The 26,659-nt window shown below is 68.8% G+C and carries 30 protein-coding genes and 1 tRNA gene; 10 read left to right on the top strand and 21 right to left on the bottom strand.

Features of this window, described 5'->3' with window-relative positions:
* Window positions 1-362 precede the first annotated feature (362 nt).
* Entirely contained in the window at window positions 363-524 is a 162-nt protein-coding gene (locus tag CKO28_RS11635) for an RSP_7527 family protein (protein WP_200340946.1), read from the bottom strand.
* A gap of 202 nt (window positions 525-726) precedes the next feature.
* Between CKO28_RS11635 and gcvA the strand changes: the two genes are divergently transcribed.
* Window positions 727-1,641, top strand: a complete 915-nt coding sequence (gene gcvA / locus CKO28_RS11640; RefSeq protein ID WP_200340947.1) for a transcriptional regulator GcvA — start codon at window positions 727-729, stop codon at window positions 1,639-1,641.
* Between the two features lie 19 nt (window positions 1,642-1,660).
* On the opposite strand, the gene cutA is transcribed toward gcvA, so the two are convergent.
* Window positions 1,661-2,005, bottom strand: a complete 345-nt coding sequence (cutA, locus tag CKO28_RS11645; RefSeq protein ID WP_200340948.1) for a divalent-cation tolerance protein CutA — start codon at window positions 2,003-2,005, stop codon at window positions 1,661-1,663.
* A 246-nt stretch (window positions 2,006-2,251) separates the two neighbouring features.
* Here cutA and CKO28_RS11650 point away from each other — a divergent pair, with 246 nt between their 5' ends.
* The 6 genes from CKO28_RS11650 to CKO28_RS11675 all read left to right on the top strand — a co-directional run bounded on the left by CKO28_RS11650 (window position 2,252) and on the right by CKO28_RS11675 (window position 7,835).
* On the top strand, window positions 2,252-2,524 hold the full coding sequence (locus tag CKO28_RS11650) for a hypothetical protein (protein ID WP_242480508.1): 273 nt from the start codon (window positions 2,252-2,254) through the stop codon (window positions 2,522-2,524).
* 245 nt (window positions 2,525-2,769) lie between these two features.
* Window positions 2,770-3,504 carry a DUF72 domain-containing protein gene (locus CKO28_RS11655; RefSeq protein ID WP_200340949.1) on the top strand — a complete coding sequence of 245 codons (735 nt, stop codon included), beginning with the start codon at window positions 2,770-2,772 and terminating at the stop codon, window positions 3,502-3,504.
* 231 nt (window positions 3,505-3,735) lie between these two features.
* Entirely contained in the window at window positions 3,736-3,960 is a 225-nt protein-coding gene (locus tag CKO28_RS11660) for a hypothetical protein (protein ID WP_200340950.1), read from the top strand.
* A gap of 173 nt (window positions 3,961-4,133) precedes the next feature.
* Window positions 4,134-5,672, top strand: coding sequence for an IS21 family transposase (gene istA / locus CKO28_RS11665; RefSeq protein WP_200340951.1), 1,539 nt, complete (start codon window positions 4,134-4,136; stop codon window positions 5,670-5,672).
* A 22-nt stretch (window positions 5,673-5,694) separates the two neighbouring features.
* Window positions 5,695-6,444: an IS21-like element helper ATPase IstB gene (gene istB / locus CKO28_RS11670; RefSeq protein ID WP_200340952.1), complete on the top strand. Its 750-nt coding sequence runs from the start codon at window positions 5,695-5,697 to the stop codon at window positions 6,442-6,444.
* Between the two features lie 287 nt (window positions 6,445-6,731).
* Window positions 6,732-7,835, top strand: coding sequence for a hypothetical protein (locus CKO28_RS11675; protein WP_200340953.1), 1,104 nt, complete (start codon window positions 6,732-6,734; stop codon window positions 7,833-7,835).
* 175 nt (window positions 7,836-8,010) lie between these two features.
* On the opposite strand, the gene CKO28_RS11680 is transcribed toward CKO28_RS11675, so the two are convergent.
* The 8 genes from CKO28_RS11680 to CKO28_RS11715 all read right to left on the bottom strand — a co-directional run bounded on the left by CKO28_RS11680 (window position 8,011) and on the right by CKO28_RS11715 (window position 13,435).
* Window positions 8,011-8,087: transfer RNA gene (locus tag CKO28_RS11680), tRNA-Pro, on the bottom strand.
* Window positions 8,088-8,234: 147 nt separating this feature from the next.
* A complete protein-coding gene (locus CKO28_RS28425; RefSeq protein ID WP_242480504.1) occupies window positions 8,235-8,921 on the bottom strand; it encodes a MerR family transcriptional regulator in 687 nt (228 codons plus the stop codon).
* A 63-nt stretch (window positions 8,922-8,984) separates the two neighbouring features.
* The gene (locus CKO28_RS11690) at window positions 8,985-9,299 is read right to left on the bottom strand and encodes an integration host factor subunit alpha (protein ID WP_200340954.1); all 315 of its coding nucleotides are present in this window, start codon (window positions 9,297-9,299) and stop codon (window positions 8,985-8,987) included.
* A 185-nt stretch (window positions 9,300-9,484) separates the two neighbouring features.
* Complete coding sequence (locus CKO28_RS11695; protein ID WP_200340955.1) at window positions 9,485-10,456, bottom strand: beta-ketoacyl-ACP synthase III; 972 nt, start codon at window positions 10,454-10,456, stop codon at window positions 9,485-9,487.
* The gene (plsX, locus tag CKO28_RS11700) at window positions 10,456-11,523 is read right to left on the bottom strand and encodes a phosphate acyltransferase PlsX (protein ID WP_200340956.1); all 1,068 of its coding nucleotides are present in this window, start codon (window positions 11,521-11,523) and stop codon (window positions 10,456-10,458) included. Before plsX ends, CKO28_RS11695 begins: the two co-directional genes overlap by 1 nt.
* Before the next feature lie 234 nt (window positions 11,524-11,757).
* Window positions 11,758-11,943 (bottom strand): 50S ribosomal protein L32, encoded by a 186-nt coding sequence (gene rpmF, locus CKO28_RS11705; RefSeq protein WP_200340957.1) that lies wholly within the window; start codon window positions 11,941-11,943, stop codon window positions 11,758-11,760.
* 178 nt (window positions 11,944-12,121) lie between these two features.
* The gene (locus CKO28_RS11710; protein ID WP_200340958.1) at window positions 12,122-12,682 is read right to left on the bottom strand and encodes a YceD family protein; all 561 of its coding nucleotides are present in this window, start codon (window positions 12,680-12,682) and stop codon (window positions 12,122-12,124) included.
* Window positions 12,683-12,829: 147 nt separating this feature from the next.
* Window positions 12,830-13,435, bottom strand: a complete 606-nt coding sequence (locus CKO28_RS11715) for a ubiquinol-cytochrome C chaperone family protein (protein WP_200340959.1) — start codon at window positions 13,433-13,435, stop codon at window positions 12,830-12,832.
* Window positions 13,436-13,620: 185 nt separating this feature from the next.
* Between CKO28_RS11715 and CKO28_RS11720 the strand changes: the two genes are divergently transcribed.
* Window positions 13,621-14,112, top strand: a complete 492-nt coding sequence (locus CKO28_RS11720; RefSeq protein WP_200340960.1) for an outer membrane protein assembly factor BamE — start codon at window positions 13,621-13,623, stop codon at window positions 14,110-14,112.
* 34 nt (window positions 14,113-14,146) lie between these two features.
* On the opposite strand, the gene CKO28_RS11725 is transcribed toward CKO28_RS11720, so the two are convergent.
* The 11 genes from CKO28_RS11725 to rpiB all read right to left on the bottom strand — a co-directional run bounded on the left by CKO28_RS11725 (window position 14,147) and on the right by rpiB (window position 23,994).
* On the bottom strand, window positions 14,147-15,376 hold the full coding sequence (locus CKO28_RS11725) for an MFS transporter (protein ID WP_200340961.1): 1,230 nt from the start codon (window positions 15,374-15,376) through the stop codon (window positions 14,147-14,149).
* 71 nt (window positions 15,377-15,447) lie between these two features.
* Window positions 15,448-15,921 carry a hypothetical protein gene (locus tag CKO28_RS11730; RefSeq protein WP_200340962.1) on the bottom strand — a complete coding sequence of 158 codons (474 nt, stop codon included), beginning with the start codon at window positions 15,919-15,921 and terminating at the stop codon, window positions 15,448-15,450.
* 174 nt (window positions 15,922-16,095) lie between these two features.
* Entirely contained in the window at window positions 16,096-17,079 is a 984-nt protein-coding gene (gene thiL, locus CKO28_RS11735) for a thiamine-phosphate kinase (protein ID WP_200340963.1), read from the bottom strand.
* A gap of 6 nt (window positions 17,080-17,085) precedes the next feature.
* Window positions 17,086-17,646 carry a transcription antitermination factor NusB gene (nusB, locus tag CKO28_RS11740; protein WP_200340964.1) on the bottom strand — a complete coding sequence of 187 codons (561 nt, stop codon included), beginning with the start codon at window positions 17,644-17,646 and terminating at the stop codon, window positions 17,086-17,088.
* 50 nt (window positions 17,647-17,696) lie between these two features.
* The gene (locus CKO28_RS11745) at window positions 17,697-18,161 is read right to left on the bottom strand and encodes a 6,7-dimethyl-8-ribityllumazine synthase (RefSeq protein WP_200340965.1); all 465 of its coding nucleotides are present in this window, start codon (window positions 18,159-18,161) and stop codon (window positions 17,697-17,699) included.
* 60 nt (window positions 18,162-18,221) lie between these two features.
* Window positions 18,222-19,421 (bottom strand): 3,4-dihydroxy-2-butanone-4-phosphate synthase, encoded by a 1,200-nt coding sequence (gene ribB / locus CKO28_RS11750; protein ID WP_200340966.1) that lies wholly within the window; start codon window positions 19,419-19,421, stop codon window positions 18,222-18,224.
* Window positions 19,418-20,035 (bottom strand): riboflavin synthase, encoded by a 618-nt coding sequence (locus CKO28_RS11755; protein WP_200340967.1) that lies wholly within the window; start codon window positions 20,033-20,035, stop codon window positions 19,418-19,420. Before CKO28_RS11755 ends, ribB begins: the two co-directional genes overlap by 4 nt.
* A gap of 53 nt (window positions 20,036-20,088) precedes the next feature.
* Window positions 20,089-21,180 carry a bifunctional diaminohydroxyphosphoribosylaminopyrimidine deaminase/5-amino-6-(5-phosphoribosylamino)uracil reductase RibD gene (gene ribD, locus CKO28_RS11760; RefSeq protein ID WP_200340968.1) on the bottom strand — a complete coding sequence of 364 codons (1,092 nt, stop codon included), beginning with the start codon at window positions 21,178-21,180 and terminating at the stop codon, window positions 20,089-20,091.
* 34 nt (window positions 21,181-21,214) lie between these two features.
* The gene (gene nrdR / locus CKO28_RS11765; RefSeq protein WP_200340969.1) at window positions 21,215-21,679 is read right to left on the bottom strand and encodes a transcriptional regulator NrdR; all 465 of its coding nucleotides are present in this window, start codon (window positions 21,677-21,679) and stop codon (window positions 21,215-21,217) included.
* A 381-nt stretch (window positions 21,680-22,060) separates the two neighbouring features.
* On the bottom strand, window positions 22,061-23,386 hold the full coding sequence (glyA, locus tag CKO28_RS11770; RefSeq protein WP_200340970.1) for a serine hydroxymethyltransferase: 1,326 nt from the start codon (window positions 23,384-23,386) through the stop codon (window positions 22,061-22,063).
* A gap of 149 nt (window positions 23,387-23,535) precedes the next feature.
* Entirely contained in the window at window positions 23,536-23,994 is a 459-nt protein-coding gene (gene rpiB / locus CKO28_RS11775; protein ID WP_200340971.1) for a ribose 5-phosphate isomerase B, read from the bottom strand.
* A 332-nt stretch (window positions 23,995-24,326) separates the two neighbouring features.
* Here rpiB and CKO28_RS11780 point away from each other — a divergent pair, with 332 nt between their 5' ends.
* Together CKO28_RS11780 and CKO28_RS11785 are read left to right on the top strand one after the other, a co-directional pair.
* Window positions 24,327-24,698: a Ros/MucR family transcriptional regulator gene (locus CKO28_RS11780; RefSeq protein ID WP_200340979.1), complete on the top strand. Its 372-nt coding sequence runs from the start codon at window positions 24,327-24,329 to the stop codon at window positions 24,696-24,698.
* Between the two features lie 316 nt (window positions 24,699-25,014).
* Entirely contained in the window at window positions 25,015-26,235 is a 1,221-nt protein-coding gene (locus CKO28_RS11785; protein ID WP_200340972.1) for an ABC transporter substrate-binding protein, read from the top strand.
* The last annotated feature ends 424 nt before the right edge of the window (window positions 26,236-26,659 follow it).

A 26,659-nucleotide genomic window follows, 5' to 3' on the forward strand; every position in this document is an offset into this window, starting at 1 on the left:
ACTTTTGCGCGATGGCGGCAATACCCGTCAGGCATCCTTCGAGACGGTTGGCGTCGCCAACCTCCTCAGGATGAAGTTATAGGTTTTACAATAAGATATAGAGCTTCATGCTGAGGAGCCCCGCGCAGCGGGGCGTCTCGAAGCATCGCTGACGGGTGCTGAAGTGCCCGTGCAAAAGTCTCTCCACTGGGAGGAGAGGGCTAAGGAGAGGAGGTTGCCGCTTCTATAGCCGTGGGGCCTCCTCACCCAGTCCCTCTCCGTCCACTCGGGGGAGAGGGAAAACGCCGCCGCGCCGTGCGAGCGCAGAAGAGCCGGCGCCCGCTATTGGAACGCCGGCCCCGATCCGTTCAGCCGCGTGCGGTTTACTGGAACGCCTTGGGCTGGTGCAGGTGGGCGAAGCCGCCGCGGAGGCGGCCGGCGACGCCGGTCAGGGCGCGCTTGATCGCGCGGAAGCCGGCGTAAAAGGCCTTCGACCGCTCGCTGCGGCCCTTGCGCATATAGAACTCGATCTCGGCGTGGGTCATGGCTCGGGCTCCTGATTGACCGGTGTTCGCGGGCCGGACGATGGTTAAGCTTCTCTCAACCGTGTTTCGCCCCGGCCGCTGCTTGGTTTAGAAAATGAGCCCGATTGTGCACTGCGACAAACGACGCTTTTTCAGGTTATAGGTGAACGATATTCACCCAAAAGCCGTCCAGTGGCATGCCGGAACGCGGAGAGGACCGCCCATGCACCTACCCCCGATCAACGCCCTGCGTACCTTCGAGGCGGCGGCCCGCCACGGCTCGTTCAAGAAAGCCGCCGAGGGACTGCACATGACCCCCTCGGCCGTCAGCCACCAGATCAAGGCGCTGGAGGAGCTGCTGGGCACGGCGCTGTTCCGCCGGGCGACCCGCAAGGTCCATCTGACCGACACGGGCCGCGCCTACCTGCCGGCGGTGCGCGAGGCGCTGGAGCTGCTGCGCGAGGCGACCGAGCGGATCACCGCCAAACCGGACAAGGCGGTGCTGAACATCTCCGCCGCGCCGTCGTTCGCGGTCGGCTGGCTGATGCCGCGGCTCAGCGCGTTCCAGGTCGCGCACCCGGAAATCGAGACGCGGCTGTCCGCGCAGATCGAGATGGTCGACTTTGCCGACAGCGACATCGATCTGGCGATCCGCCACACCGCCAAGGTCGACACCCCGGGCCTGGTCGCCCACCGGCTGATGGAAGAGGAACTGATCCCGGTGGCAAGCCCGGAACTGCTGGCGCGCCAGCCGCTGCGCAACCAGGACGACCTCGCCAAGGTGCAGTTGATCCATGCGGTGCCGCGGATGGGTCGCTGGCGCTCCTGGCTGCGCGCGATGGGCGCGGACAAGGTGGACGCCGAGAGCGGCCCCAAGTTCGACCACGACGCGATGGCCGTGCAGGCGGCGCTGAGCGGCATGGGGGTGGCGATCGTCAACCGGGGGCTGGTCGAGAAGCAGCTGGCCGACGGCACGCTGGTCGCGCCGTTCCCGCACGACCTGCACTCCGACCTCGCCTTCTGGCTGGTCTATCCCAGGCAGCGCGAGGCCGACCCTTCGATCCAGGCGTTCCGCGCCTGGCTGTTCGAGCAGGTCGGCCAGACGGCCGCCGGCGCGACCGACCTGCAGGACGCATAGGCGCCGGCGCGAGGGCGATCTACTCTGGGTCGGTGTCCGGCGCGTCCGCGCCCTCGGTCTCCTCGTCGATCCATTGCAGGAACGGCTTGTGACCGGCCTGGATCGGCAGCGCCAGCACGGCCGGGCAGTCGTAGCTGTGCTCCTTCTGCACGAAGTCGATCACCCGGTTGATCAGCGCGTCGCGCGTCTTGGCGAGCAGGATCGCCTCGCTGTCCTCCTGAACCCGGCCTTCCCACCAAAAGATCGGGATCATGTTCGGGATCACGTTGGCGCAGGCGACCAGCCGCGCCTCGACCAGCCCGCGGCCGATCTCCTTGGCCTCCTCGACATTCGACGCGGTGATGTAGATCAGGTTGTAGGCCATCGCCGTCCCCTCCGCTTTGCGCTACTGTTGCAGGTGTCCCGGGCCGGTCTGCGGCGCGCGTGCGCGCCGCGCGGCATCCCGGGGTCAAGTCTAGACAAGCCGGCGCGGCCGGTCAGGGGGGTCCGCATCCCCGGGACAGCAGGCCGCAAGCCTTCGCGACGACACCGCGACGACACCAACCCCGCCACACGCCGATCGCCGATGCGCCCGCGCGCCAGATAGGCGCGTTCGGCCGCGCTCGGCGTGCTGGCGTGGGGCGGCGCGCCGCGGTCGGGCGGGGCGCTGACCGGACGGGGCGGGGTGGCGCGCGGGCTGGACCAGCCGGGCGGCAAGCTGCCGCTGTTCGACGCCGACGGGCAGGCCTATGCGCCGGCCCTGATCCGGGCGTGCATCCGCAAGGGCTGGGCCACCCCCTGGTTCGCCAACCCGATGAAGCCGGACTGGCTGGTCTGCCGCCTGACCGAGGCCGGCCGGGCCGTCGCACGCGGCGGGCCAGAAAAAGGCCCCGCCGGACGGTGAGCCGGCGGGGCGCGTCGAGTTGGGCTTGAGGGGGAGCAGACCCGCAAAACCGTGCGGGCCGCAACCCGACGACGCGACGCTGGATCGCTAAGACAACGACGCCATCGTGATATCCGCACCCTGCGGCGCGCCGCCACGCCCCGCATTGATCCATCTCAAATCCCATGCGCTGCCCGGGTCGCGGTTGCACGGACGCGGCCCGGCTGCCTACCTCCCCGGACGAGGAGATCCGCGGGGAGGCGTTGATGGCGCGCGCCTACGTCGGCACCAGCGGCTGGAGCTACGACGGCTGGGTCGGGCCGTTCTACCCGGATACGCTGCCGCGCAACCAGTGGCTCGCCCACTACGCCCGGCACCTGGACGCGGTGGAGCTGAACGCGAGCTTCTACCGCCTGCCGATGCAGAACATGCTGAAGGGCTGGGCCAAGCGCACGCCGGAACGGTTCAGCTTCTCGGTCAAGGCCTGGCAGCAGCTGACCCACCGCAAGCGCCTGAAGGACTGCGGCGAACAGCTGCAGGTCTTTTTCGAACGGATGCAGCCGCTGGCCGACCGCACGGCCGCGGTGCTGTTCCAGCTGCCGCCCAAGATGCCGCTGGACGTCGAACGGCTGGAAGGCTTCCTGCGGCAGCTGCCCGCGGGCACCCGCGCCGCGTTCGAGTTCCGCGACCCGCGCTGGCACGTGAGGCACGTCTACGACGCGCTGGAGCGCCACAACGCGGCCTTCGTGCCGTTCGAACTGGCCGACCAGCGCGCGCCGGCGGTCGCCACGGCGGGCTTCGTCTACCTCCGCCTGCACGGCCGCGAGGACAAATACCGCGGCCGCTACGGCCGCGACCAGCTGCGGCCCTGGGCCGACTGGCTGACCGGGCACATGCAGGCCGGCCGCGACGCGTTCGTGTTCTTCGACAACACGGATAAAGCCGATGACGCTGTGCGGGATGCGCTGGAGATGCGGGAGATGTTGGGGGCATCGGCATAGTCTATTGAAAGTACAGGCCCGGCTGGATGTCACCGCCTATCGGGACTGTTGGTCATGTCCATCGCCCAATATCGCCCCAGACTGCGGGCTTCGGAAGTACTCCAACGATTCTATGATACCTTCCCCGGAGCAGGCGGATTATCGATGCGAAATTTGCTGATTCAGTACTTATCTGAGACCCTTAACCCTTCGCGCAAACGATAATTCCGATATCAAGGGGGAGGTCAACGCATGCAGGATATCCGTCTATGGTTGGCATTAGCTACACCCATGCTGCTTTTCGGCTGCGCCGACACGGTCATGATTCCCGCGGAAGATTCGACGCCGCCGGAAGTCAAGCTGACGGCGATCGCCACTGGCGAGAATCGTGGGTCAGTCGACTCCAGCAACAACGCTGTCACCGCATATCAATTGGCCAGCGAAGACTCTGCCTTGCTGGCGAGTGGTCATGCGTAATTCGGCGGAATCCGCCCACCCAATTCGGTTGAATTCGCCCACCTGGTTCGGCTGAAACCGCCCACCGAATTCGGCGAATTCGCCCACACGTAGCACGAGAGTAAGACGGCGCGCGGCCTTGGTAGCAACGCTCTACGGTGCGCCCCTGATCACGAGGGACAGGGGGCCCGTGGATGCCGAAACCGAGGTCGGATATGCGTAAAATCAGGGAAGTTCTCCGGCTCCGCGACGAGCACGGCGCCAGTCAGCGCCAGATCGTGGCGGCGTGCCGGCTCCCCCGGACGACGGTCCGGGATTATCTGCGGCGGCTGAAAGCCGCCGGGCTGACCTACGCCGCAGTGGCGGCTTGGTCGGACGACGCGCTGGAGGCGCAGCTGTTCCCCCGCACACCGGCACCGGCCGGCCGGTCGGAGCCGGACTGGGCCTATGTCGCCCGGGAGCTGGGCCGGCGCGGGGTCACGCTGAAACTGTTGTGGCGGGAGCATCTGGAGGCCGTGCCAGACAGCTACCGCTACACGCAGTTCGTCGCCCGGTTCCGGGAGTGGCAGGGCGCCCACAAGGAACCGCGGCTGCTGCGGGCGCATACGCCGGGCGAGATGGTCGAGATCGACTACGCCGGCATGACGCTGAGCGTGGGTGTGGGGGCGGCGGCGCGGCCGGCGCAGGTGTTCGTGGCGGTTCTGCCGTACTCAGGTTACCTGTTCGCGGATGTCACCTGGAGCCAGCAAAGCGCCGACTGGCTGGCCTCGCACGTACGGCTGTTCGAGCACCTGGGCGGAGTCCCGTCGCGTCTCGTGCCGGATAACCTCAAGGTCGGCGTCACCCACGCGAGCTTCTACGACCCGGCGATCAACGCCGGCTACCACGAGCTGGCCCGGCACTACGCCACGGCCGTGGTTCCGACGCGCGCCAGGAAGCCACGGGATAAGCCATCCGTGGAAAATGGCGTTTTACAGGCGGAGCGGCGTGTCCTGGCGGTGCTGCGCGACCGCGTGTTCGCCACGCTGGCCGAGGCGCGCGCGGCGGTCGTCGAGCTGGTCGCGCAGGTCAACGACGATCCGCTGACCAGCCAGCCAGGCATGACCCGCCGGGAGCTGTTCACCACCATCGAGCGGCCCACGCTCAAGGCGCTGCCGGCGGCGGCGTTCGTGATCGGCAGCTGGGCGCGGTTCAAGGTGCCGGAGACCTACCACGTCACCGTCGACGGCGTGGCGTACTCGCTGCCGCATCGCCTGATCGCCGCCACGGTGGACATCCATGCCGGGCCCGAGGTGATCCAGGTCTTTCACCGCAACAAGCGCGTGGCCTGCCACCGCCGGCAGGCGGCCTCCGGCGACCCGCGCTCCGGCCGGGATCGGGTGACGCTGGACGCCCACAAGCCCTCCAACCACCGGGCCGTGGAGAGCTACACGCCCGCGCGCGTCGCCGAGGAGCTGGCGGCGATCGGTCCCGCCGCCGCGGCGATCTACGCGCGCATCCGGGCTGATGCCGATCATGACATGCAGGCCGCTCGACAGGGCCGCGGGCTGATCCGGCTCGCCGCCCTGCACGGGGCCACGCGTCTGGAGGCGAGCTGCGAGGCTGCGCTCGCCGCGAACATCGGCGCCTACCGCTACATCGAGCGCACCATCGAGCAGACCGACGTGTCGGCGCCGGCCACCGCCGGCGTCGGGGACCACGCCAACCTGCGTGGCCCGTCCTACTACCACTGACCCCGATCCAAGGAGATCCCGCATGCGTCATCCCAACATCGACCGCCTGCGCCAGATGCGCCTGTACGGCATGGCCAAGGCGCTGGAGGAGCTGGACCACCAGCCCGACGCGGCCAGCCTGTCGTTCGACGACCGCCTGGCGCTGTTGATCGAGCGCGAGGCCGAGGAGCGCGCCAACGCCGCGCTCGCCGGCCGGCTCCGGCGGGCGAAATTCCGCCAGCAGGCGTGCCTCGAAGACCTCGACATGAACCCCGCGCGCGGTCTGGACCGCGGGGTCGTGCGCGAGCTGGCGACCTGCCGCTGGATCCGCGAGCACCGGCCGGTGGTGGTCGTCGGCGCGACCGGCACCGGCAAGACCTGGCTGGTCTGCGCGCTCGGTCACCAGGCCGCGCGCGAGGGCTACAGCGTCCAATACACCCGCCTGACCCGGCTGCTGGACGGGCTCGCCACCGCGCGCGTGGAGGGCAAGCTGGCGCGCGAGTTACGCCGGCTGGCCCGGCTCGACCTGTTGATCATCGACGACTGGGGCATGACCGAGCTGACCGCCGCCCAGCGCCTCGACCTCATGGAGGTCATCGACGATCGCCACGACCGCCGGGCCACGCTGCTGGCCTCGCAGATCCCGGTCGACCGCTGGCACGCTGTGATCGGCGATCAAACCTACGCCGACGCCATCCTCGACCGGCTGGTCCACAACGCCCACCGGCTGGAGCTCACCGGCGAGTCCATGCGCAAGCGCGCCGCCGCGAAGGCGTCCGAGGAGGCCGCGTGAGCGCGCTCGCCCAGGTGGGTCCACAGCACGGCGCGGCCCGCGCGCTGCGCCTTATGGGCGCGCGCGGTCCCCTTGGCTGTGGACTACCTGGACGAGCGCGGGCGATATCCTGCTTGTCGCTCCAACACCCACACCCGTAAGCTGTAACGAGAAGGCCCGCGCCCCGACCTCTCATGCGACCCGCACAGGGTGGGCGGATTCACCGAACCGGGTGGGCGGTTTCAGCCGAAACACCCGGGCGAATTCGCCGAAATGCGCATGGTCACGACGATGGCGGCGTCAAACGCTTGGAAATCAATGCAATTTCTGGCGGACAGTTGACGTCCACGGGGCAGCCCGATGCCCGCACGGTCGTTAAGACAGGGTCGCGGGACACTCCGAAAGACCGATTGTTGGTCGGGGCCGGACCAGCGTTCGCCGAGGACACAGGCCAGATCCAGTTGCGCGCGATCGCCGAGGACTTCAATGGCAACGTGGCACGTACCGCGGTGTTAACCATTAACGAGGTGCAACCTGCACAGGCCAACCTATCGGCCAGTCCCAATCCCGTTGTCCGCGGAGAGACCTCCGACCTGAGTTGGCAGATCACCGGCGGCAACTTTAAATCTGCGAACGTGCGTGCCGGATCAAGCAATACGATCCGCGCAAACGCTGGCGCTTCCGACCAAGCGCCGGTCAGCCCGTCGCAAGACACGACCTATACGCTTACTGTGAAGACACATATCGATCAACCAACGACGCCGGGCGATCAAGTTCGCTTACAGGTCTCGCCGCCCCCGATGCCGAAGGTCAGCATTAGTGCGCAGACTACGAACGCGACCGCCGGCGATAACGTCCGCTTCAACTATAGCGGTCAAGACGTTGACCAGATTTCTATTCCAAAGCTGAATGTGGGACCAACAAGGAACTTGAACGGATCCGTGACAAAGGTCCTGTACCAGGATTTCACGGCTACGGCCGAGGGCATCAAGAACAACCAAGTCGCCGACACCGACAGCGTGAACGTTAGCGTCCAGGCCCCGGCGACCATCGACATCCGGCAGTCTTCGATCACACCCAACCAGACAGGACACGTCTGTTCCCCGACCCAAAGTTCGATCGAGCTCTCGAACCAGGATGTGACACGTCGCTTCGGGACCTATGACACCGTCGACCAGCTTAAGGTCGACGGCTTTGACGTGAATAATGCCAATGTGACCATTTGGCACTATCCACGGACAGGGGCCCTCTCGAAAACGACCATCGGGGCTCAAGCTACCGGTTCAACCGGCAACACGACGACATACTTCAGTGGCGAGGATACCGGCGGACGCTGGTGCTTTAATCTGAACAGCGGCTTCGAACAGCCAGGCATCGATTCCCTACCGGTAACCTTCACCCTCTCACAGTAAACGGGCATCCAGACGGTGCACTCGAACGCCGGGTGCACCGTCATGCCGCCCGCTCTGTTCCGGTGCGTCTTGCGCGCGCAGAGTGCCGATCACCCGTGAATGAAAACCTCTTCGGCGCGCTGTGCAGGCGCCACCAAACCAACACGGAGATCACTGACGTCTGTGTGAACGAAAATGGTCGGAGCGGCAGGATTTGAACCTGCGACCTTCCGGCCCCCAGCCGGATGCGCTACCAGACTGCGCCACGCTCCGAACCGTCTGGGCGCCGATGGGGACGGTGCGGCGCCGCGTGTGGCGGTCGTTATAGCGGCCTGCGCGGTGTCACGCAATGACGCGTCGGTGCCGGTTTCGGGGGCCCGCGCCGCCCTCCGGAGCCGGCGGGACCGGTGGCGCCCCCGCTCAGTCGCCGGTGCGGCGCTTCAGCTCGGCCCGGGCGGCGCGCAGTTCTTCCAGCACGCTGCGGATCGTCTCGCGCTGCTGGTCGCTCAGGCTGGCCTCCGCGAGCGTCGACGGCGCCGCCTGGTCGGTCGAGCCGTGGGTCGGCGCGCGCGACTCGGTGTGGCGCGCGGCACTGCCGGTCGGGCCGGTCGGGCCGGCCGGCCCGGTCGCCGTGGCGGCGCGCGCCGCCGGGCCCTCGGGGCGGCCGGTTCGGGGATGCCGCCGGGCCGAGGCCTGCGAGCGCTGCATCGTCGTACCCGGCCCCGAGGGCTGCGCGGCCGCGGTCGCCTCCGGCGCGGGGTCGACTTCCTGCGCGCTGCCGTTGACCGGCGGCGGGGCGCCCGCACGCTCCTGCTCGGCGACCGCCTCCTCGTGCGCGGGCGGCTTGACCTGCCCCTCGCGCAGCAGCTTCTGCACGCCCTTGATGGTGTAGCCGTCGGAATACAGCAGGTCGCGGATCCGGCGCAGCAGCTCGATGTCCTCGGGCCGGTAATAGCGCCGGCCGCCGCCGCGCTTCATCGGCCGGACCTGGGTAAACTTGGTCTCCCAGAAGCGCAGAACGTGCTGCGGCACTTCCAACTCGTCCGAGACCTCCGAAATGGTCCGGAAGGCGGCGGCGGACTTGCTGGCGGTGCGGTTGGCGGCCATGGCGTTCCAGGAACTTGCGCGCGCGGCTGAAAGCGGTCGCGACGGACCGGACAGCGCCGCGCGTCAGGCGTTGACCAGCTGCTTATAGACCGCGTTGATCCGGTTGCGCAGAACGTGCGAGGCGCGGAATACCAGCACCCGGCGCGGCAGGATCGGCACTTCCTCCCCCGTCTTCGGGTTGCGGCCGACCCGCCGGCCCTTCTTGCGCACGGCGAAGCTGCCGAACGAGGAGATCTTGACCGGCTCCCCGCGCACCAGCGCGTCGGAGACCTCGTCCAGCACGGTTTCGACCAACGCGGCCGACTCGTTCCGGCTCAAGCCAACTTGTTGATAGACCGCTTCCGACAGATCGGCGCGGGTTAGGGTCTTCTCCGCCATCCAACGTCCCCCAGCGTTTTCGGCCCGGCAATTTCTCGGGTAACTCAAAGGGTAATGCAGCGGTGCTGACCCGTCAAAGCCGAAACGCCCAGCTTCACCCGGAAAAGTACAGAAAAACGAACGATCTGAGGGGCGCACTTGATGTGCGCCCGGGTGTACGTGCGCGGGTACGACCGGGCGTACGGCTACCAGCGGACGAGCGCGCTGCCCCAGGTGAAGCCGCCGCCCATGCCTTCCAGCAGCACCAAATCGCCTTCCTGGATACGACCGTCCTCGACCGCCTCGAACAGGGCGAGCGGGATCGACGCGGCGGAGGTGTTGGCGTGCCGATCGACGGTCGTGACCACGCGTTCCGGCGACAGGTTGAGGCGCTTGCCGGTCGCCTCGATGATCCGCATGTTCGCCTGGTGCGGCACCAGCCAGTCGACGTCGCTCGCGCCCAGCTGGTTGGCGGACAGGGCGGCGTCGATCGCCTCGGCCATGCGCACGACGGCGTGGCGGAACACCTCCCGCCCCTCCATGCGCAACTGGCCGGTCGACTGCGTGCTCGACGGGCCGCCGTCGACGTACAGCGCGTCGTGGTGGCGCCCGTCGGAATAGAGGTGGGTGGACAGCACGCCGCTCGGCGTATGGCCGTCGGTCTCCTGCGCCTGCAGCACGACCGCCCCGGCGCCGTCGCCGAACAGCACGCAGGTCGTGCGGTCTTCCCAGTCGAGGATGCGCGAGAAGGTCTCGGCCCCGATCACCAGCGCGGTGCGCGCCTGCCCCAGCCGCAGGAAGTTGTCCGCGACCGCGAGCGCGTAGACAAAGCCGGTGCAGACCGCCTGCACGTCGAACGCCGCGCCGCGGGTCATGCCCAGGCGGGCCTGGATGGTCGTCGCGGTCGCGGGAAAGGTTTCGTCCGGGGTGGCGGTCGCGACGATGATCAGATCGAGCTGGTCGACGTCGACCCCGGCGCGCTCAAGCGCGGTGCGCGCGGCGGCGGTGCCGAGGTCGGAGGTGTTCTCGTCCGCCGCTGCGATCCGGCGTTCCTGGATCCCGGTCCGCTGTCGGATCCACTCGTCCGAGGTGTCGACCCGGCGCGCCAGTTCCGCGTTGGTCACAACCCGCTCGGGCAGATATCCGCCGCAACCGATGATCCGGGACCGGGTCGCCATCAGCCTGCCGCCGCCTGGGCGCCGGACGTGCCGTTGCGCGACGCGCCGACGGCCCGGTCGAGCTGGCCCAGATCGGCCCGGATGCGTTCCAAGAACCCGCCGCGCGCCAGGTCGACCGCCACGCCGATCGCGTTGGCGAAGCCGACCGGATCGGTGCCGCCGTGGCTTTTCACCGCGATGCCGTTGAGGCCGAGGAACATCGCGCCGTTGTAGCGGCGCGGATCGGTGCGCTTGCGCAGCTTCTGCATGGCCCGGCGGGCCAGCAGATAGCCCAGCTGGGCGAAGATGGACGACTTGAACGTACTTTTCAGATAGCTGCCGATCAGCTTGGCGGTGCCCTCCGCGGCCTTGAGCGCGACGTTGCCGGTGAAGCCGTCGGTCACGATCACGTCGACCGTGCCCTTGGCGATATCGTCGCCCTCGATGAAGCCGTGGAACCGGCCGGGCAGCTTGATCTCGTTCAGGCGGTCGCGCGCTTCCCACAGCGCCTCGTGGCCCTTGCGCTCCTCGGCGCCGACGTTCAGCAGGCCGTAGCTGGGCTCCATCGTGCCCAGGACGGTGCGCGAGAAGGCGTTCCCCATGATCGCGAAGTCGACCAGGTTCTGCGCGTCGCACTGCACGTTCGCGCCCAGGTCGAGCATCACCGATTCGCCGACCTGGGTCGGGAAGAAGCTGGCGATCGCCGGCCGGTCGATCCCCGGCAGCATCTTCATCAGCATCTTCGACATCGCCATCAGCGCCCCGGTGTTGCCGGCGGAGACGACGCCGTCCGCCTTGCCGTCGCGGACAGCCTGAATCGCCTGACGCATCGAGGAGTTGCGGCCGTTGCGCAGCGCCGTCGACGGCTTCTCGCTGTCGGAGACGACATCCTCGCAGTGCACCAGCGTGGTCACCTGGCGCAGCTTTTTCATCTTCGCCAGGTACGGGTGCACATCCTGCTCACGCCCGAACACCAGGAACTGCACCTGGGGGTGACGCTTGCGGGCAAGGTTCGCACCGCGCAGCACCATGCGCGGCGCGTGGTCACCGCCCATGGCGTCCAGTGCGATGGTCAGGCGATCGCTCAACTACGACCTACCTCCGCCTCATCACCGGCGCGGGCAGGCGTACCTTGCCGCGCGGGTGCCGTCGTGTGACTAAGCCGGGCTCGCTGTGCGCCGGGCCGGGACGCCGCGGCGTCCTGTCGATCTCAGGCGCAATCCCGGAAGACAGCGGTGCCGGCGCGGCGGACGCACGGCCGTGGTGGCCGTGCGCCGCCATAAGCGCCGGGTCGTGACAGCCACCGACGAAGCGTCGGGGGCTTAGTACTTGTCCTTGGGCTCCAGGATCTCGCGCCCCTTATACATGCCGGTCTTCAGATCGACATGGTGCGGCCGGCGATACTCGCCGCTGTCCTGGTCGACCACGTAGGCGGGCGACTTCAGCGCGTGGTGTGAGCGGCGCTTGTCGCGCCGGGACTTCGACACCTTTTTCTTCGGAACGGCCATGATTCGTCCTTCGTCTCACATCCATGTGCGGCTTCGGGCTGGAAGCCGCGTCTTAAACAAAAAGATCGGCCCCGACAAGCCCGCGTCAAAGCCGCGTTTCCCCGTCTTCCGGCTGTGTCTTCCGGCTGTGCGGCGGATCGGTCGACCGAAGCGCTCGCGGGACGGAACCACCGGGCGCCTAGCCATCCCGTTTCAGCTGGCGCAGCACCGCGAAGGGGGTGTCGTCCGGTTCCTCGTCCTCGTCCGGCGCGACGCCGTACCGTGCCGGATCGAACTCGGCGTCCGGCGCGCGCGGGTGCGGATCGAGCGCGAGCGCGAGCTGCTCGGCCAGCACCTCGCCCAGGTCCAGGCTGTCGCCAGTCAGCGGCTCGGGGGTGTCGTCTTCCTCCAGCGCGACGAAGACCTCGCCCTCTTCCGCCTCCGCCGCCGCCGGATCCAGCGTGTACAGCTGAACGAAGCTCTCGCCGACCTTGGCGTCGAACGGCTCCAGCTTGACCACGCAGGTCTGCCGGACGTGCGCGGCAAAGCTGCCTTCGACCCTGATCAGCGGGCTGTCGATCAGCCGCGACACGCTCAGCGTGCCGGTCAGGGCGGACAGGCCGTCCAAGCCGAGGCGCGCGCACAGCTGCCGGCACTCCTCCGGCTTCGCCTCCAGGCTGCGCTCGACCGGGCCGCCGGCCAGCTTGTCCAGGCGCAGCTTGCGCGAGAACTCGATGCTGTCGCGGGTGTGCTGGGTCATGGCTCCTGCCTGGCGGCTGCGCCGGCTGTGCCGCGGCACGGCGAGCGTCGCGGCGCGCCTCGGCTACCGGCGCTTGAGCGGCCGGGACGATAGGCGTGCGGTGACCGTCGGGTCAATCGCTTTTCACGTGCCCGGCGAACCGCCGGGTCAGGCCGTTTTCGCCGGTGAGGCCGCCGTGCCGCCGTCCGGCCGTTCGGCATCCGCGCCCGGCACCGGGGCGAACTGGCCGAACTCCACCCGGCCCTGCATCAGCGTCTCCAGCCCCGCCTCGGCGAGCGCGGCGTCCGTCCGCACCATGTAGCCGGCCACCGTGTCGAGCGTGGCGTCGGTCACGGCGTCCACGTTGCCGTAGAGGTTGCGGCGCAGCGCCTCCCTCAGGTCGGTGCGGCTGCCGTCGAGCCCGGCGTCATAGGCCTTGATCCGGCCGTAGAAGTTGCGCGCCATCTTCTTCACGCGCGGGCCGACGCCGAGGTCGCCGGCGCCCAACTCGCGCACGCTGCCGTCCATGTCCTCGAACATCCGATCGAACACGGCCTGCGCCAGGCGCGCTGTTCGGCGATGGTCGGCGCGCAACCGGCGCAAGATCAGGTAGACGTGCAGCGAGACCAGCTCGAACCGCCCGTCCAGCGTGTCCGGCACCTCCAGATCGGTGTAGAAACCGGGCTGGCGCGCCTGCGCGACCGCCTGGGCGTAGAGCTCGGCGGCGGGCTTGGCCTCCGGACGCCAGCGGCGCAACAGTTGGGCGAGCTTCATGCGGTGTTCCGGTCGATACGATGCGTTCCACGCGGCGTTCTGGGCATGGCGTTCTGGGCATGGGGTGATCCGGGATCGGCCCGGCTTGCACGTCCGCCCCGGCCGCGGGGCTTGAAATGGGCGCGGCAGCGAGGGTAATCAAGCACGCACGCGATCGAGACGGATTGAAGGACATTCGGGCCGCCATGCGCCAACCTGCAAAAGTGCGTCGGCTGCGTCATCTGAGCCTCGCCGGAGTGGCCGCCCTGGCGCTCGCCGGGTGCGAGCTTCCGGTGCAGGTCCACGGCAACCTGCCGAAAGATAGCGAAATCGCCCGGATCGAACCCGGCAAGCAGGGCCGCACGGATGTGGTCAATTTGCTCGGCCCGCCGTCGGTGCGCTCCAGCTTCCAGGACAGCACCTGGTATTACATCGGCCAGAAACAGACGCAGTTCGCGTTCTTCGATCCGACCATCCGGGAACGCAACGTTCTGGTCCTGACCTTCGACCAACAGGACCGCCTGACCGGCAAGAAGCTGTACACCATGACCGACGCCCAGAACATCGATCCGGTGGACCGCCAGACGCCCACCGAGGGCCGCGATCTCTCGGTGATCCAGCAGCTGCTGGGCAACGTTGGCCGGTTCAACAACGCGCCTGGAAGCGGTCAAATCGGCAATCCCGACCCGACCCGCTGACCACGCGTTCGCGTTCTAAGACAGTTGCCAGCGTTCACGACCGGGCGGGTGAATCCGCCGTTGGACCGGAGTCCGCCGCCTCCGCGGCGTCTTCCCGGCCGGCGCGCGGCACCAGTGCGAGTGCGCCCAGCGCGAGCGCCAGCGGCGCGACCACGACCAGATTGACGGCCGTCCAGCCCAGCGCGTCGTACAACACCCCGGACAAAAGCGCCGTCACCGCCACCGTTCCGAACACCATGACGTCGTTGAACGCCTGAACCTTCGCCTTCTCGGCCGTGTCGTGCAACTCGGTGACCAGGGTGGTACCGCCCACGAACAGAAAGTTCCAGCCCAGGCCGAGCAGCACCAGGCCGGCCGCAAAATAGGCCACCCCGATCCCCGACACGTTGATCGCGACCGCGCCCAGCATCGCGAGCGCGCCCCCCGCCATCACCGGGCGCACACCGAACCGGTGGATCAGATGGCCGGTGAAGAACGACGGTGCGAACATGGCGAAGACGTGCCACTGGATTACCATCGCCGCATCCCCAAACGCGTGCTGGTGGCCGATCATCGCGGGTGGCGTGATCGCCATGATCAGGTTCATGGCGCCGTAGCCGACCATGCCGCAGAACACGGCCATCAACAGCGCAGGCTGGCGCACGATCCGGCTCAGCGGCCGGCCGCCGGTGCGCCGTTCTTCCGCGCTCGGCTTGGGGATCTGGATGAACTGCACGAACAGGAGCGCGAGCGCGCACAGCCCCGCAATGGCGAGATAGCCGCCGGCGAACGCGGCGTCGGCGATCAGCTCGCGGGCGTGATTGGCGATCTGCGGGCCCAGGACGGCCGCCAGCACGCCGCCCGCCATCACCAGCGAGATCGCGCGGCTGCGCCAGACCGGTTCGACCGCGTCGGCGGCGGCGAAGCGGTAGTACATACCGTGCGCCAGAAAGCCGCCGGTCAAAACCGCCGCCAGGCAGTACAGCGCGTAGCTGTGCTGCTGGATCGCCAGCACGCCGACGATCCCGCCGGCGATCCCGATCAGCGATCCCTGGGTGAAGCCGGCGCGCCGGCCGAAGCGTTTCATGAACAGCGAAGCGACCGGGCTAACCGACATCAGCGCCACGAACTGCAGGGCAAGCGGCAGCGTGCTGAGCCCCGGGCGCGGCGCCAGCTCCGCGCCGACCAGCGCGGTGATCGAGATCACCAGCGCGCTGCAGGTCATGGTGAGCGCCTGGCACAAGGCCAGGATCGACACGGTGGCGATGGTTCGGGACGGGGCCATGGCGCCGGAGGCTAAGCCAAGGCCGCCCGATGGGAAAGCCTCGGCAGCCGGCTCCCGCGCCGCCGTCGCGGTTACCGGCGCCGTGCCTGCTGCGGCCGCGTGTCCAGGCTCTTCAACAGGACCGCGCGCACGTCGACCGAAACCTCACGCTGCGCGGCCGCATGCAGGTGGCGCTTGACCAGCGGGATCTTGTCGGAGCGCTCGTGAATGAAGCGGTAGGCGTACAGGCCGTGCAGTTCGCTCAACATGGCATCGCGCAGCGCGGGCGCGCGCGCCTTAACGGCGGCTTCGGCGGCTTCGTCGGGCACTTCGAGTTGCACGACGTAGGTCACCAGCTCGCGCACCTGCCCGTCGCGCATCACCGGAAAGGTCAGGGGGTTCAGCTCGACGAACCAGCTCTCAGGCGCCGACTCGGTTGGATCGCCTTCCGAGGCGTGGGCACTCGCGAACGGGAACGGCTCACCGCGCAGGCCAAACCACCAGCCGGCGGTGCCGCCGCCCGCAACCAGCAGGACGACGAGGCAAAGCAATAGGATACGAAGCATTAAACCACCGGGAAAACGATCGGAAGGTCGCGCAGCGCGCGGACCATAAGGGCTCAGCGGTTGCCAAGGTGTTAACCTGTCGGCCGCCGCCGGCTTGCGACAACGGGTCAGCGAAATACGCTAAGAGGCCCATACATCGTTATTTTTGACCTGCATGTAGCTGCGGACGACGGATCAGAAATGTTGCCAGCCGGCGGCACCGGTCTCGAGCAGCTCGCCGTCCGGGCCGCGCACCGCAACGCCGCTGCCGGCCCGCAGCTGACCGATCCGGGTCAGCGGCAGATCCAGCTCCCGGGCAAGCGCCAACACCGCGTCCTGCCGGCCCGGCGGCACCGCGAACACCAACTCGTAATCGTCCCCGGCTGTAAGTGCGGTCGATAACGCCCTGGAATCGCCCTCGACGAGCCGTTGAACCGGAGTCGACAGCGGCACCGCCGCGGCCGTCACCTCAGCAGCCACGCCGGACGCGGCGCACAGATGCGCGAGATCGGCCACCAGCCCGTCGGAGATGTCGAGCGCGGCCGTGGCGAGACCGCGCTCCAGCAGCCCCTGCCCAAGCGCCACCCGCGGACGCGGCCGGCGGTAGCGGTCGATCAGCGTCGCCAGCGCCGGTTCGTCCAGCGCATCCGACAGCTCTCCCTGCGCCGCCTTCAGGCCGAACGCCGCGTCGCCGATCGTGCCGGAGACGTAGATATTGTCACCGGTGCGCGCCCCGGCCCGGCGCAGGCAGCGGCCCTGCGGGACGGACCCCACGGCCGTCAGCGACAGCACGGTCGCGCCGTGCGTGCGCGTGGTGTCGCCGCCCCACAGCCGGACGGCGTAGCTGTCCTGGTCGCCGGCAAGCCCGGCAGCAAAGCCGGCGATCCAGTCTTCCTGCACGTCCGGCTGGAAGGCGGTGTTGAGCAGATAGCCCTCCGGCCGGGCGCCCATCGCGGCCAGATCCGACAGGTTCACCCGCAGCAGTTTGCGCGCGACGTCGTCCGCCGGGTCGTCCGGCAGATAGTGCACGCCGGAGGCGATCGTATCGCTGGTGTAGACCAGGTGGCGGCCGGGCAGCGGCGGGATTACCGCGGCATCGTCGAGCAGGCCGAACGCGCCGTCGGTGCCCGCTGCCAGCGGGGCGAAGTAGCGTGCGATCAACTCGAACTCGCCCCGCATGGCGGCCTAGACGTCGCCCGCCTTGGTGCCGCCGGCCGGCCGGTCGCCGAGCTCTTCCGGGCGGAGTGTGCGGGCCATGTGATCCAGGACGCCGTTCACCATCCGCGGCTCCCGGTCGTCGAAGAACGCCTTGGCGAGGTCGACATACTCGTGGATCGCCGTGCGCGCGGGCGTCGTCGGCCGGTGCGCGAGCTCGAACAGGCCGCACATCATGATGATCTGCAGCAGCCGCTCCAGCCGCTCGAAGCTCCAGCCCGCGGCAAGGGCACCACTCAAAGAGTCGATCAGATCCGCCCGGTGCGCCACCACGCCCTTGACCAGGTCGCCGAACAGGCCGCGGTCGATCCGGCCCAGCTGCACGCCGTCGATCGTCTCTTCCAGCCGGTATTCCAGAAATTCGGTGACCACGCGGTCGGCGGTCATCTCGCCCAACTCGACCTGGTAGAGTGCCTGCACCGCGGCCAGCCGCGCCTGCCGACGGCGGTCCGGTCCGGGACCCTTCGCGCCGGGCCTCTGGGGCCGGCTGTCGGCGTTCGCGCTCACGTAACTCTCCTCTGTCTCGAGCATGGCGGACGGCGTCTCGCGTTGGGTCACGGACGGCACGTGGGCCGCGGGCGTCAGCGCGGGTACAGGTTGAAGCGCCGTTTGACCTGCAGCATCTGCAGGCAGGCATCGGCCGCCTCGCCGCCCTTGTTCTTGCGGTTGACGTCGGCGCGCGCCATCGCCTGCTCGTGGTTCTCCACCGTCAGGATGCCGTACCCCAGCGCCAGGCAGTGCTCGGCGGCGATGTCCTGCAGCTTGCGCGCGCTCTCCTGGCAGACGTAGTCGTAGTGCGTCGTCTCCCCGCGGATCACGCAGCCCAGCGCCAGGTAGCCGTCCGGGCGCGGCCGGCCGGCGTAGAAGTCGAGCGAGCGCACCGCGATCCGGATCGCGGTCGGTATCTCGAACGCGCCCGGCACGCGGACCACCTCGTAAGTCGCCCCCGCGGTCTCCAGCGCCGTCACCGCGCCGCTCAACAGATGCTCGCCCACGTCCTCGTAGTAGCGGGCTTCGACGATCAGAATGTGGGGCGCGTCGGCCATGGCCGGTTCGGTCCTGGGATCAGCGGGTTACGGGGACAAGTTATGACAGCGGATACAGGCCTAGCCTGCCGCGCCGTCGCTGCCGTGGGGGATCGGACGCTGGTCCACGATGCGCAGGCCGTAGCCCTCCTGCAGCCCAACAACCGTGCGGCGGCTGTTCGACAGCAAGATCATATCGCTGACGCCGAGGTCCAGCAAAATTTGCGCGCCCACGCCGTAGTCGCGGATCTCGCCGGCCTCACCGCCGGCCTCGCCCTCGCGCGCCCGCAGGCGATCCGACAGCGCGGTCGCCGTCGGCTCGCGCAGCAGCACGACGACGCCGCGGCCCTCCTCGCCGATCATCCGCATGGCGGTGGCAAGCTCGCCGACCTTACCGCCGTGCCGGTCGCCCAGGACGTCGTCCAGGATCGACAGCGCGTGCATGCGCACCGGCACCGGCCTCCCGTCGGCGATGTCGCCGGTCCACAGCGCGACGTGCTCGGTGTAGGCGACCGTGTTGACGTAGACCGCCATGTTGAACGTGCCGCCGTGGGCGCTGTGCAGCGTGGTCTCGTGGATCCGCTGGACGATCCGGTCGTGCTTGCGCCGGTAGGCGATCAGGTCGGCGATCGTGCCGATCTTGAGCCCGTGGTACTGGGCGAACTGCACCAGGTCGTCGCGCCGGGCCATGGTGCCGTCGTCCGCCATGATCTCGCAGATCACGCCGGACGGGTTCAGGCCGGCCAGCCGGGCGATGTCGACCGCGGCCTCGGTGTGCCCGGCGCGCACCAGGACGCCGCCATCGCGTGCCGCCAGCGGGAACACGTGGCCCGGCGTCTCGATGTCGCGCGGCCCCTTCTCGGGATCGATCGCGGTGGCGACCGTGTGCGCGCGGTCCGGGGCGGAGATGCCGGTGGAGACGCCCTCGCGCGCCTCGATCGAGACGGTGAAGGCGGTGGAGAAGCGCCCCTCGTTGCGCCGGGCCATCATCGGCAGGCCGAGTTCTTCCACCCGCTCGCCGGTCAGCGCCAGGCAGATCAGGCCACGGCCGTACTTGGCCATGAAGTTGATCGCCTCGGGCGTCGCCATCTGGGCCGGGATCACCAAGTCGCCCTCGTTCTCCCGGTCTTCGTCGTCGACCAGGATGAACATCCGCCCGTTTCGGGCGTCGTCGATGATGTCGGCGGGCGGCGACTTCAGCTCGTGGAAGGCGGTGTTGCGCGCCTGGGCGCTCCCGGCAGCGCCCGAGGCGCGGTTACCGGTCGGGGGCTGGTCGGTCATCGGCTGTCCTCGCGCTCGGCCTGGAGCATGCGCGCGACGTAGCGTGCCAGCATGTCGATCTCGCAGTTCAGGCTGCTGCCCGCCGCCCGCGCGCCGAAGGTGGTCACCGCGCGGGTATGCAGGATGATGTTCACGCCGAAGCGGTTGCCGTCGACCTCGTTGACCGTCAGCGACACCCCGTCGAGCGCGATCGACCCTTTCGGCGCCACGTACTTCGCGAGGTCCGACGGCAGCTCGACCACGTAGCGCCAGGAATCGCCTTCCGGGTAGGCCTCGACCACCTGGGCGATCGCATCGACGTGCCCGTAGACCAGATGCCCGCCAAGCTCGTCGCCCAGGCGAAGCGAGCGCTCGAGATTGACCGGCGTGCCTTCGTCCAGCGCGCCCAGCGTGGTCTTCGACAGCGTCTCCGCGGACACGTCGACGGCGAAGCCGCCGGCGTGCGTCTCCACCACCGTCAGGCAGACGCCGGCACAGCAGACCGACGCGCCGAGGTCGAGGCTCGCTGGGTCGTAGGAGGTCTCGAAGACGAAGCGGAGATCTCCTGCTTCCCCATCGGGCGGGCGCTGAACCGCGCGGACGCGGCCCACGTCTGTGACGATTCCGGTAAACATGGCGGACGGGAACCTAGGCCAAGAACGGGCTGGGGGTAAGGGTCGGTGAGGATTTAGGCCACCCGGACGTAGCTTTCCATGACGTCGTCGCCCAGCGGCGTCGCGCCCACGCACCGGAACGTCGGCGTGTCGGCCAGCCGGTCGAGCCCGAACCCGGCGATCGCCGGGATGCCGTCGCCGCCGATCACGCGCGGGCTGCGGAACCAGACGACCCGGTCGACCAGGTTATACCGCAGCAAACCGGCGGCCAGCTGGCCGCCGCCTTCGACCAGCACGCGGGTCAGGCCGCGCGCGGCCAGTTCGTGCAGGGCGGCCGTCAGCGACAGCGCACCGTGCGCATCGGTCGGCAGCGGCGCCACCTCGACGCCGGCCTCGCGGTAGGCGTCCAGCCGGTCCGCAGGCGCGTCGCGCCGGGTCAGCAGCAGCGTCGGGGTCTGGCCCGCGTCGCGTACCAGCGCGTGGGTCAGCGGCAGCCGCAACCGGCCGTCCAGCACCACACGCAGCGGCCGATAGGCGTCCATGCCCGGCAGCCGCACGGTCAGTGCCGGGTCGTCGGCCACCGCCGTGCCGCTGCCGACCATGACCGCGTCGTGCCGGGCGCGCAGCAGATGGCCGCGGGCGCGCGCGCCCGGCCCGGTGATCCACTGGCTCTCGCCGCGGTGGGTGGCGATCCGGCCGTCCAGCGTGGTCGCGGCCTTGAGCGTGATCAGCGGGCGGTCCTGCCGGCGCATCAGCAGGTAGCCGGCGTTGAGCTCGGCCGCGGCCTCGGCCTCGATCCCCGTCTCGACCGCAATCCCGGCGTCGCGCAGGCGCTGCAGGCCGAACCCGGCGACCCGCGGGTCCGGGTCTTCCAAAGCCGCCACGACGCGCGCGACGCCCGCGTCGATCAGGGCGTCGACGCACGGCGGCGTCTTGCCGTGGTGGGCACAGGGTTCGAGGGTGACGTAACAGATGGCGCCGCGCGCGCCGTCGGGATCCGCGGCCTGGGCGCGGCGGATCGCCTCGGTCTCGGCGTGCGGGCGGCCGCCCGGCTGGGTCCAGCCGCGGCCGAGCACGCGGCCGTCGCGCACCAGGATGCAGCCGACCGCCGGGTTTGGCGCCACGCGCCCGAGCCCGCGGCGGGCGAGCGCCAGGGCGCCCTGCATCCAGGCGGCGTCGGCCGCGCCCGATGGCGCGGGGCTAGGCGTTGTCTTGGTCGCCTTCGAGGGTGCCAACGAAGGTCTCGAAATCCCGGGCCTCGTGGAAATTCTTGTAGACCGACGCGTAGCGGACATAGCCCACCTGATCCAGGGTGGCGAGCGCGTCCATGATCATTTCGCCGATCAGCTTGGCCGGGATCTCGCTTTCCCCGGAACTTTCGAGCCGGCGGACGATGCCGTTGACCACCCGCTCCAGGCGCTCCGGATCGACCGGGCGCTTGCGCAAGGCGATCTGCATCGAGCGCATCAGCTTGTCGCGGTCGAACGGCTCGCGCTTGTCGTTGGCCTTGACCACCGTCAGTTCGCGCAGCTGCACCCGCTCGAAGGTGGTGAAGCGTGCGCCGCAGTTCGGACAGTGCCGGCGCCGGCGGATCGCCTGATTGTCGTCGGTCGGACGCGAGTCCTTAACCTGCGTATCGTCGTTGCTGCAAAAAGGACAGCGCATTCCCCCGCACCCGCTTTTCTGGTTCCGCCGGCCGGGGCTGGCACCCCGCCGGTTTCGGTGTCTGCCGACCCGTCCTGGACCGGCGCGTTGTTATGGTCGTCGAGGCCGATTTCGGCTTTCGTTGCCGCTAGAGCGGAGCCAGAGCCAGCAGAGAGGTGTTGCCACCTTGCTGCATCCTGTCCTGGCGCGCCGCCGACCGTCGCTTGAGCCAGCCGTGCGTCGGTGGTCGTCGAGCCCGGCGGCGCGGTCCGCTGGAACGGACCGCGCCGCCCTGCCCCAACGCTGGTTGGAGCGAACTGCGTAAAGGCTGACTTCCGCCCCAACTCCCGACTGTCAAGGCAAGACCAACTGCCGGCTGGTTCTTGCTTTCAGCGCCTTGCCCTAGGCCGTCTGCGCGGCCTCCGGATAGATCGGGAAGCGCGCGCAGAGCGCCTGCACGTCGGCCTTCACCGCCTGCTCGACCGCGCTGTTGTCCTGCGGATTGTCGCGCAGGCCGTCAAGCACGCGGGCGATCAGATCGGCGACCTGGCGGAACTCCTCCGGGCCGAAGCCGCGAGTCGTCGCCGCCGGGGTACCAAGCCGGATGCCGGAGGTGATCGCCGGCTTCTCCGGGTCGAACGGCACGCCGTTCTTGTTGCAGGTGATGCCGGCGCGATCGAGCGATTCCTCGGCCGCCTTGCCGGTGATGCCCTTGGGCCGCAGATCGACCAGCGTCAGGTGTGTGTCGGTGCCGCCTGTCACCGTATCCAGGCCGTGCTCCATCAGCCGGCTGGCGAGCGCCTTGGCGTTGTCCACCACGCGCTGACTGTAGTGGCGGAACTCGGGCTTTAGCGCCTCGCCGAAGCCGGCCGCCTTGCCGGCGATGATGTGCATCAGCGGCCCGCCTTGCAGACCCGGGAAGACGGCGGAATTGATCTTCTTGGCGATCCATTCGTCGTCGGTCAGCACGATGCCGCCGCGCGCGCAGCGCAGCGTCTTGTGGGTGGTCGAGGTGACGACGTGGGCGTGTTCCAGCGGATTGGGGTGCACGCCGCCGGCAACCAGGCCGGAGAAGTGCGCCATGTCGACCTGGAACCAGGCGCCGACCTTGTCCGCGATCTCACGGAACCGCTTGAAATCGATGTGGCGCGGATAGGCGGAGCCCCCGGCCAGGATCAGCGCCGGCTTGTTCTCCACCGCCAGCCGCTCGACCTCGTCGTAGTCGATCAGCCCGTCGTCCTGGCGCACGCCGTACTGCACGGCGTTGAACCACTTGCCGGACAGGTTCGGGGCCGCGCCGTGGGTCAGGTGGCCGCCCGCCGACAGCGACATGCCGAGGATGGTGTCGCCCGGCTTCAGCAGCGCCAGCATGACGGCCTGGTTGGCCTGCGCGCCGGAGTGCGGCTGCACGTTGGCATAGGCGCAGCCGAACAGCTTCTTGGCGCGGTCGATCGCCAGTTCCTCGGCGACGTCGACGAACTCGCAGCCACCGTAGTAGCGCTTGCCGGGATAGCCCTCGGCGTACTTGTTGGTCAGCACCGAGCCCATCGCCTCGAGCACCGCCTTGGATACGATGTTCTCAGAGGCGATCAGTTCGATCTGGTTCTGCTGCCGGGACAATTCCTTCTGCATCGATCCGAACAGGTCGGGATCGCTGTCTTGCAGGGAGTCGGTAAAGAAACCGTCGGGGGCCTGCTGGTCCTGTGCGGCGTTGCTGTTAGCGGTCATGTCGTGTCCTCGATTGAAGCCGTCGTTGCAGCTTTACATAACGTCCGATCGCCGGGCTTTGTTCTGCCGCGCGGACGCCGTCCGATGGCCGGGAAGCGCCTTGGCCCGCCTCGGCCACGCCGGCCGCCGCGGGCGGCAGCGCCGGCGGATCAACGGCCGGCCAGTTTATCGACGCGGCGCTGGTGGCGCCCGCCCTCGAACGCGGTGGTCAGGAAGACGCGCACGCAATCCGCGGCAACCTCGACGCCGGTCGTCCGTGCGCCGAGGGCCAGGACGTTGGCGTCGTTGTGCTGCCGGGCAAGCCGCGCGTCGGTGGTGTTGGCACAGCGCGCCGCGCGCACCGCCGGGTTGCGGTTGGCGGCGATGGAGATGCCGATCCCGGTCCCGCAAACCAGCACGCCGGCGGGCGCGCGTCCCGCGGCGATCGCCTCGGCCATCGCCGCGCCGTAGTCCGGATAGTCGACGGATTCCGTGCCGCGGGTGCCGAGGTCGACGACCTCCGCGCCGGCGGCGCGGAGGTCGTCGGCAAGCGCATCCTTGAGCGTCACGCCAGCGTGGTCGGCGGCGACCGCGACCACCTGTCCGGCGAGGGTTCCGCTGTCGGTCATAAAACGGTGTCTGTCCCGGGTTTTCGTCAGCGATAACTGACATGTCTCTACCACATCTCGCGCCCGGGTAAAAGGCCGCCCCCAGGTATCGCTTGCAGGACCGGCGGCAGCCGGGCGCTCGCGGGAGGCCCGACCGGGCGGCAACGCCGCGGCCGATGCCGGATCACGCGCCCGCCCGGCGTGTGCGGCCAAGACCAACAAGGCGTCATTGCTTGGACTCGGAAAGGCGTTGACTTTTCTTTCGAAAGAACGGACACATTCCGGGCCGTCTAGGGCAAGCGAAGGATTCCGACGTGAGCGCCGACAGCCAGCACGCCAACCGCCGCGACTTGATGGACCAGACGACCGAGATCGTCGTCGCCTACCTGCGCAAGAATGCGCTGAGCTCGGAGGATCTGTCGCGCGTGATCGGGGAGGTGCATGCCAGCCTGTCGCAACTGGGCACCGCGCCGGCCAAGCCGCCGCAGCAGCCCGCAGTACCGATCAAGAAGTCGATCCAGCCGGACCATCTCGTGTGCCTGGAAGACGGCAAGAAGTTGAAGATGCTCAAGCGCCACCTGCGCACCAACCATAACATGACGCCTGAAGAGTACCGGGCTAAGTGGGGGCTGAGCGCGGATTATCCGATGGTCGCCCCAAATTACGCCGAGCAGCGCTCCGCGTTCGCCAAGGACATCGGTCTGGGCCGGAAGACCCGGCACTGAAAGGCGCCCCACGGGCCGCCGCGTCCCTGCCCGCGCCCGCCGACCGCACCGCCGCGGCACGCGCCTCCAGCTACGCAGGGCTTGCGTAGCAGGCTTGCCCGGACGACATTTCATCCGGCTACCTGTTAAGGTGGCAACGGCCAGCTCCCGGCACGTCGCCGGGCGCCGGTCGCCGCCAATGACGGGGTCGCGGCTTGATTGGCCCGGTCGCGCCCGCCGATCCCCGGCGCACGCCGGCCACCCACCGCCCGGCCCCGTTGGCAGGCGGGCCTAGGGAGGCAACCCAGGTAAGCAACGACAAGCGAGAGGGAGCGACATGTACAAACGTCTGACAGGGATTGCGCTGTCCGCCCTGATGGCGGGCGCCGCAGCGGCCAGTCCGGCCGCGGCTCAGGACGTCGAGATCGGCGCCGTGATGCCGCTGACCGGCGACCTCGCGGACTTCGGCGAGAGCGACACCAAGGGTGTCGAACTCGCGGTCCAGGAGATCAACGATGCGGGCGGCGTGCTCGGCCAGGAGCTCGGTCTGTCGGTCGCCGACACCCGGACCAGCCCACAGGCCGGCGTGGATGCCGCCAAGAAGCTGGTGAACGTGCAAGGCGTCGCCGGCTTGGTGGGCGCGCTGTCCTCCGGCGTGACCATCCCGATCGCCAAGAGCGTGTCGTCGCAGGCCGGCGTGCCGCAAATTTCGAACGCCTCGACCTCGCCCACGATCACCCACCTCGAGGACAACGGTTACCTGTTCCGCACCGTGCCGTCCGACCAGCTTCAAGGCGTGGTCCTGGGCAACATCGTCGCCGACGAGGGCCTTGAGCGCGTCGCTGCGATGTACGTGAACAACGCCTACGGCGAGGGCCTCGCCACCGTGTTCAAGAAGCAGTTCGAGAAGCGCGGCGGCACGGTGACGGCCATGCTGCCTTACGAGAAAGGCAAGGCATCCTACCGCGGCGAACTGTCCAACGCCGCCGACGGTAACCCGGAAGCCCTGCTGCTCGTCGGCTATCCCCAGAACGGCATCACCATCCTGCGGCAGGCGCTCGAGGAAGGCTACTTCGATCAGTTCATCATGACCGACGGCATGAAGACGCCGAAGGTCGTGGAAGCGATCGGCGGCCAGTATCTGGCGGACACGATCGGCTCCACGCCGACCGCGTTCGATACCGCCGGCGCGAAGCACTTCACGAAGGCCTACGAGAAGGCCTACGGCAACCTGCCGCCGAAGCCGTTCATCGATACCGCCTACGACGCCACCTATCTGCTGGCGCTCGCCATGCAGGCGGCCGGAACGACCGACGGCGCCAAGGTCCGCGACGCCCTGCACGACGTCGCCAACCCGCCGGGCGTCGAGGTCGGGCCCGGCGAGTGGGCCAAGGCGCTCGAGGCGCTGAAGAACGGCAACGAGGTGAACTACGAAGGTGCCGCCGGCCCGCACGACTTCGATGAAAACGGCGACGTGCCGGGCATCATCGCGCACTGGACCTTCACCGAGGATGGCGGTGTCAAGACCATCCGAAAGGTGCAGGGCGGCGGCGCGTAACCGCTGGCCGGTCCACGCACGCCGTGGACGACACCTTCGGGCCCGCCGGGTCGTCCCCGGCGGGCCCTTTTTGTGTGCCAGGCACGGCACTGATCTTGGAGGTGAAAGTCCTCTTCGTGGCCCTGGTGGCGGGAAGCGATAGCCGAAGGCAACTGCGTCGCCGCGAGGCGGCGTGGGGAAGAAGCCGGAGGCAAAGTGCGGGGCCGACGCACAGGAACCGGATACGAGGCCAGCGCGTGCGGGTAACCCGGCGACATACGGGGACGCCCGATAGCCACCCGGAGCGCGCGCGGGTAAATCCGGCGGCGACCGCATGAAGGATCAGTGTCTTACCCTGGGAGGTCTCTCGGTTTCCCCGGGCGAGCCGGGGCAGGAGACCGGCGACGGTTTCCGATGGACCGGGAGAAGTCAGCCGAGGCCATAG

The organism is Rhodovibrio sodomensis (assembly GCF_016583645.1).
Classification (GTDB): Bacteria; Pseudomonadota; Alphaproteobacteria; order Kiloniellales; family Rhodovibrionaceae; genus Rhodovibrio; species Rhodovibrio sodomensis.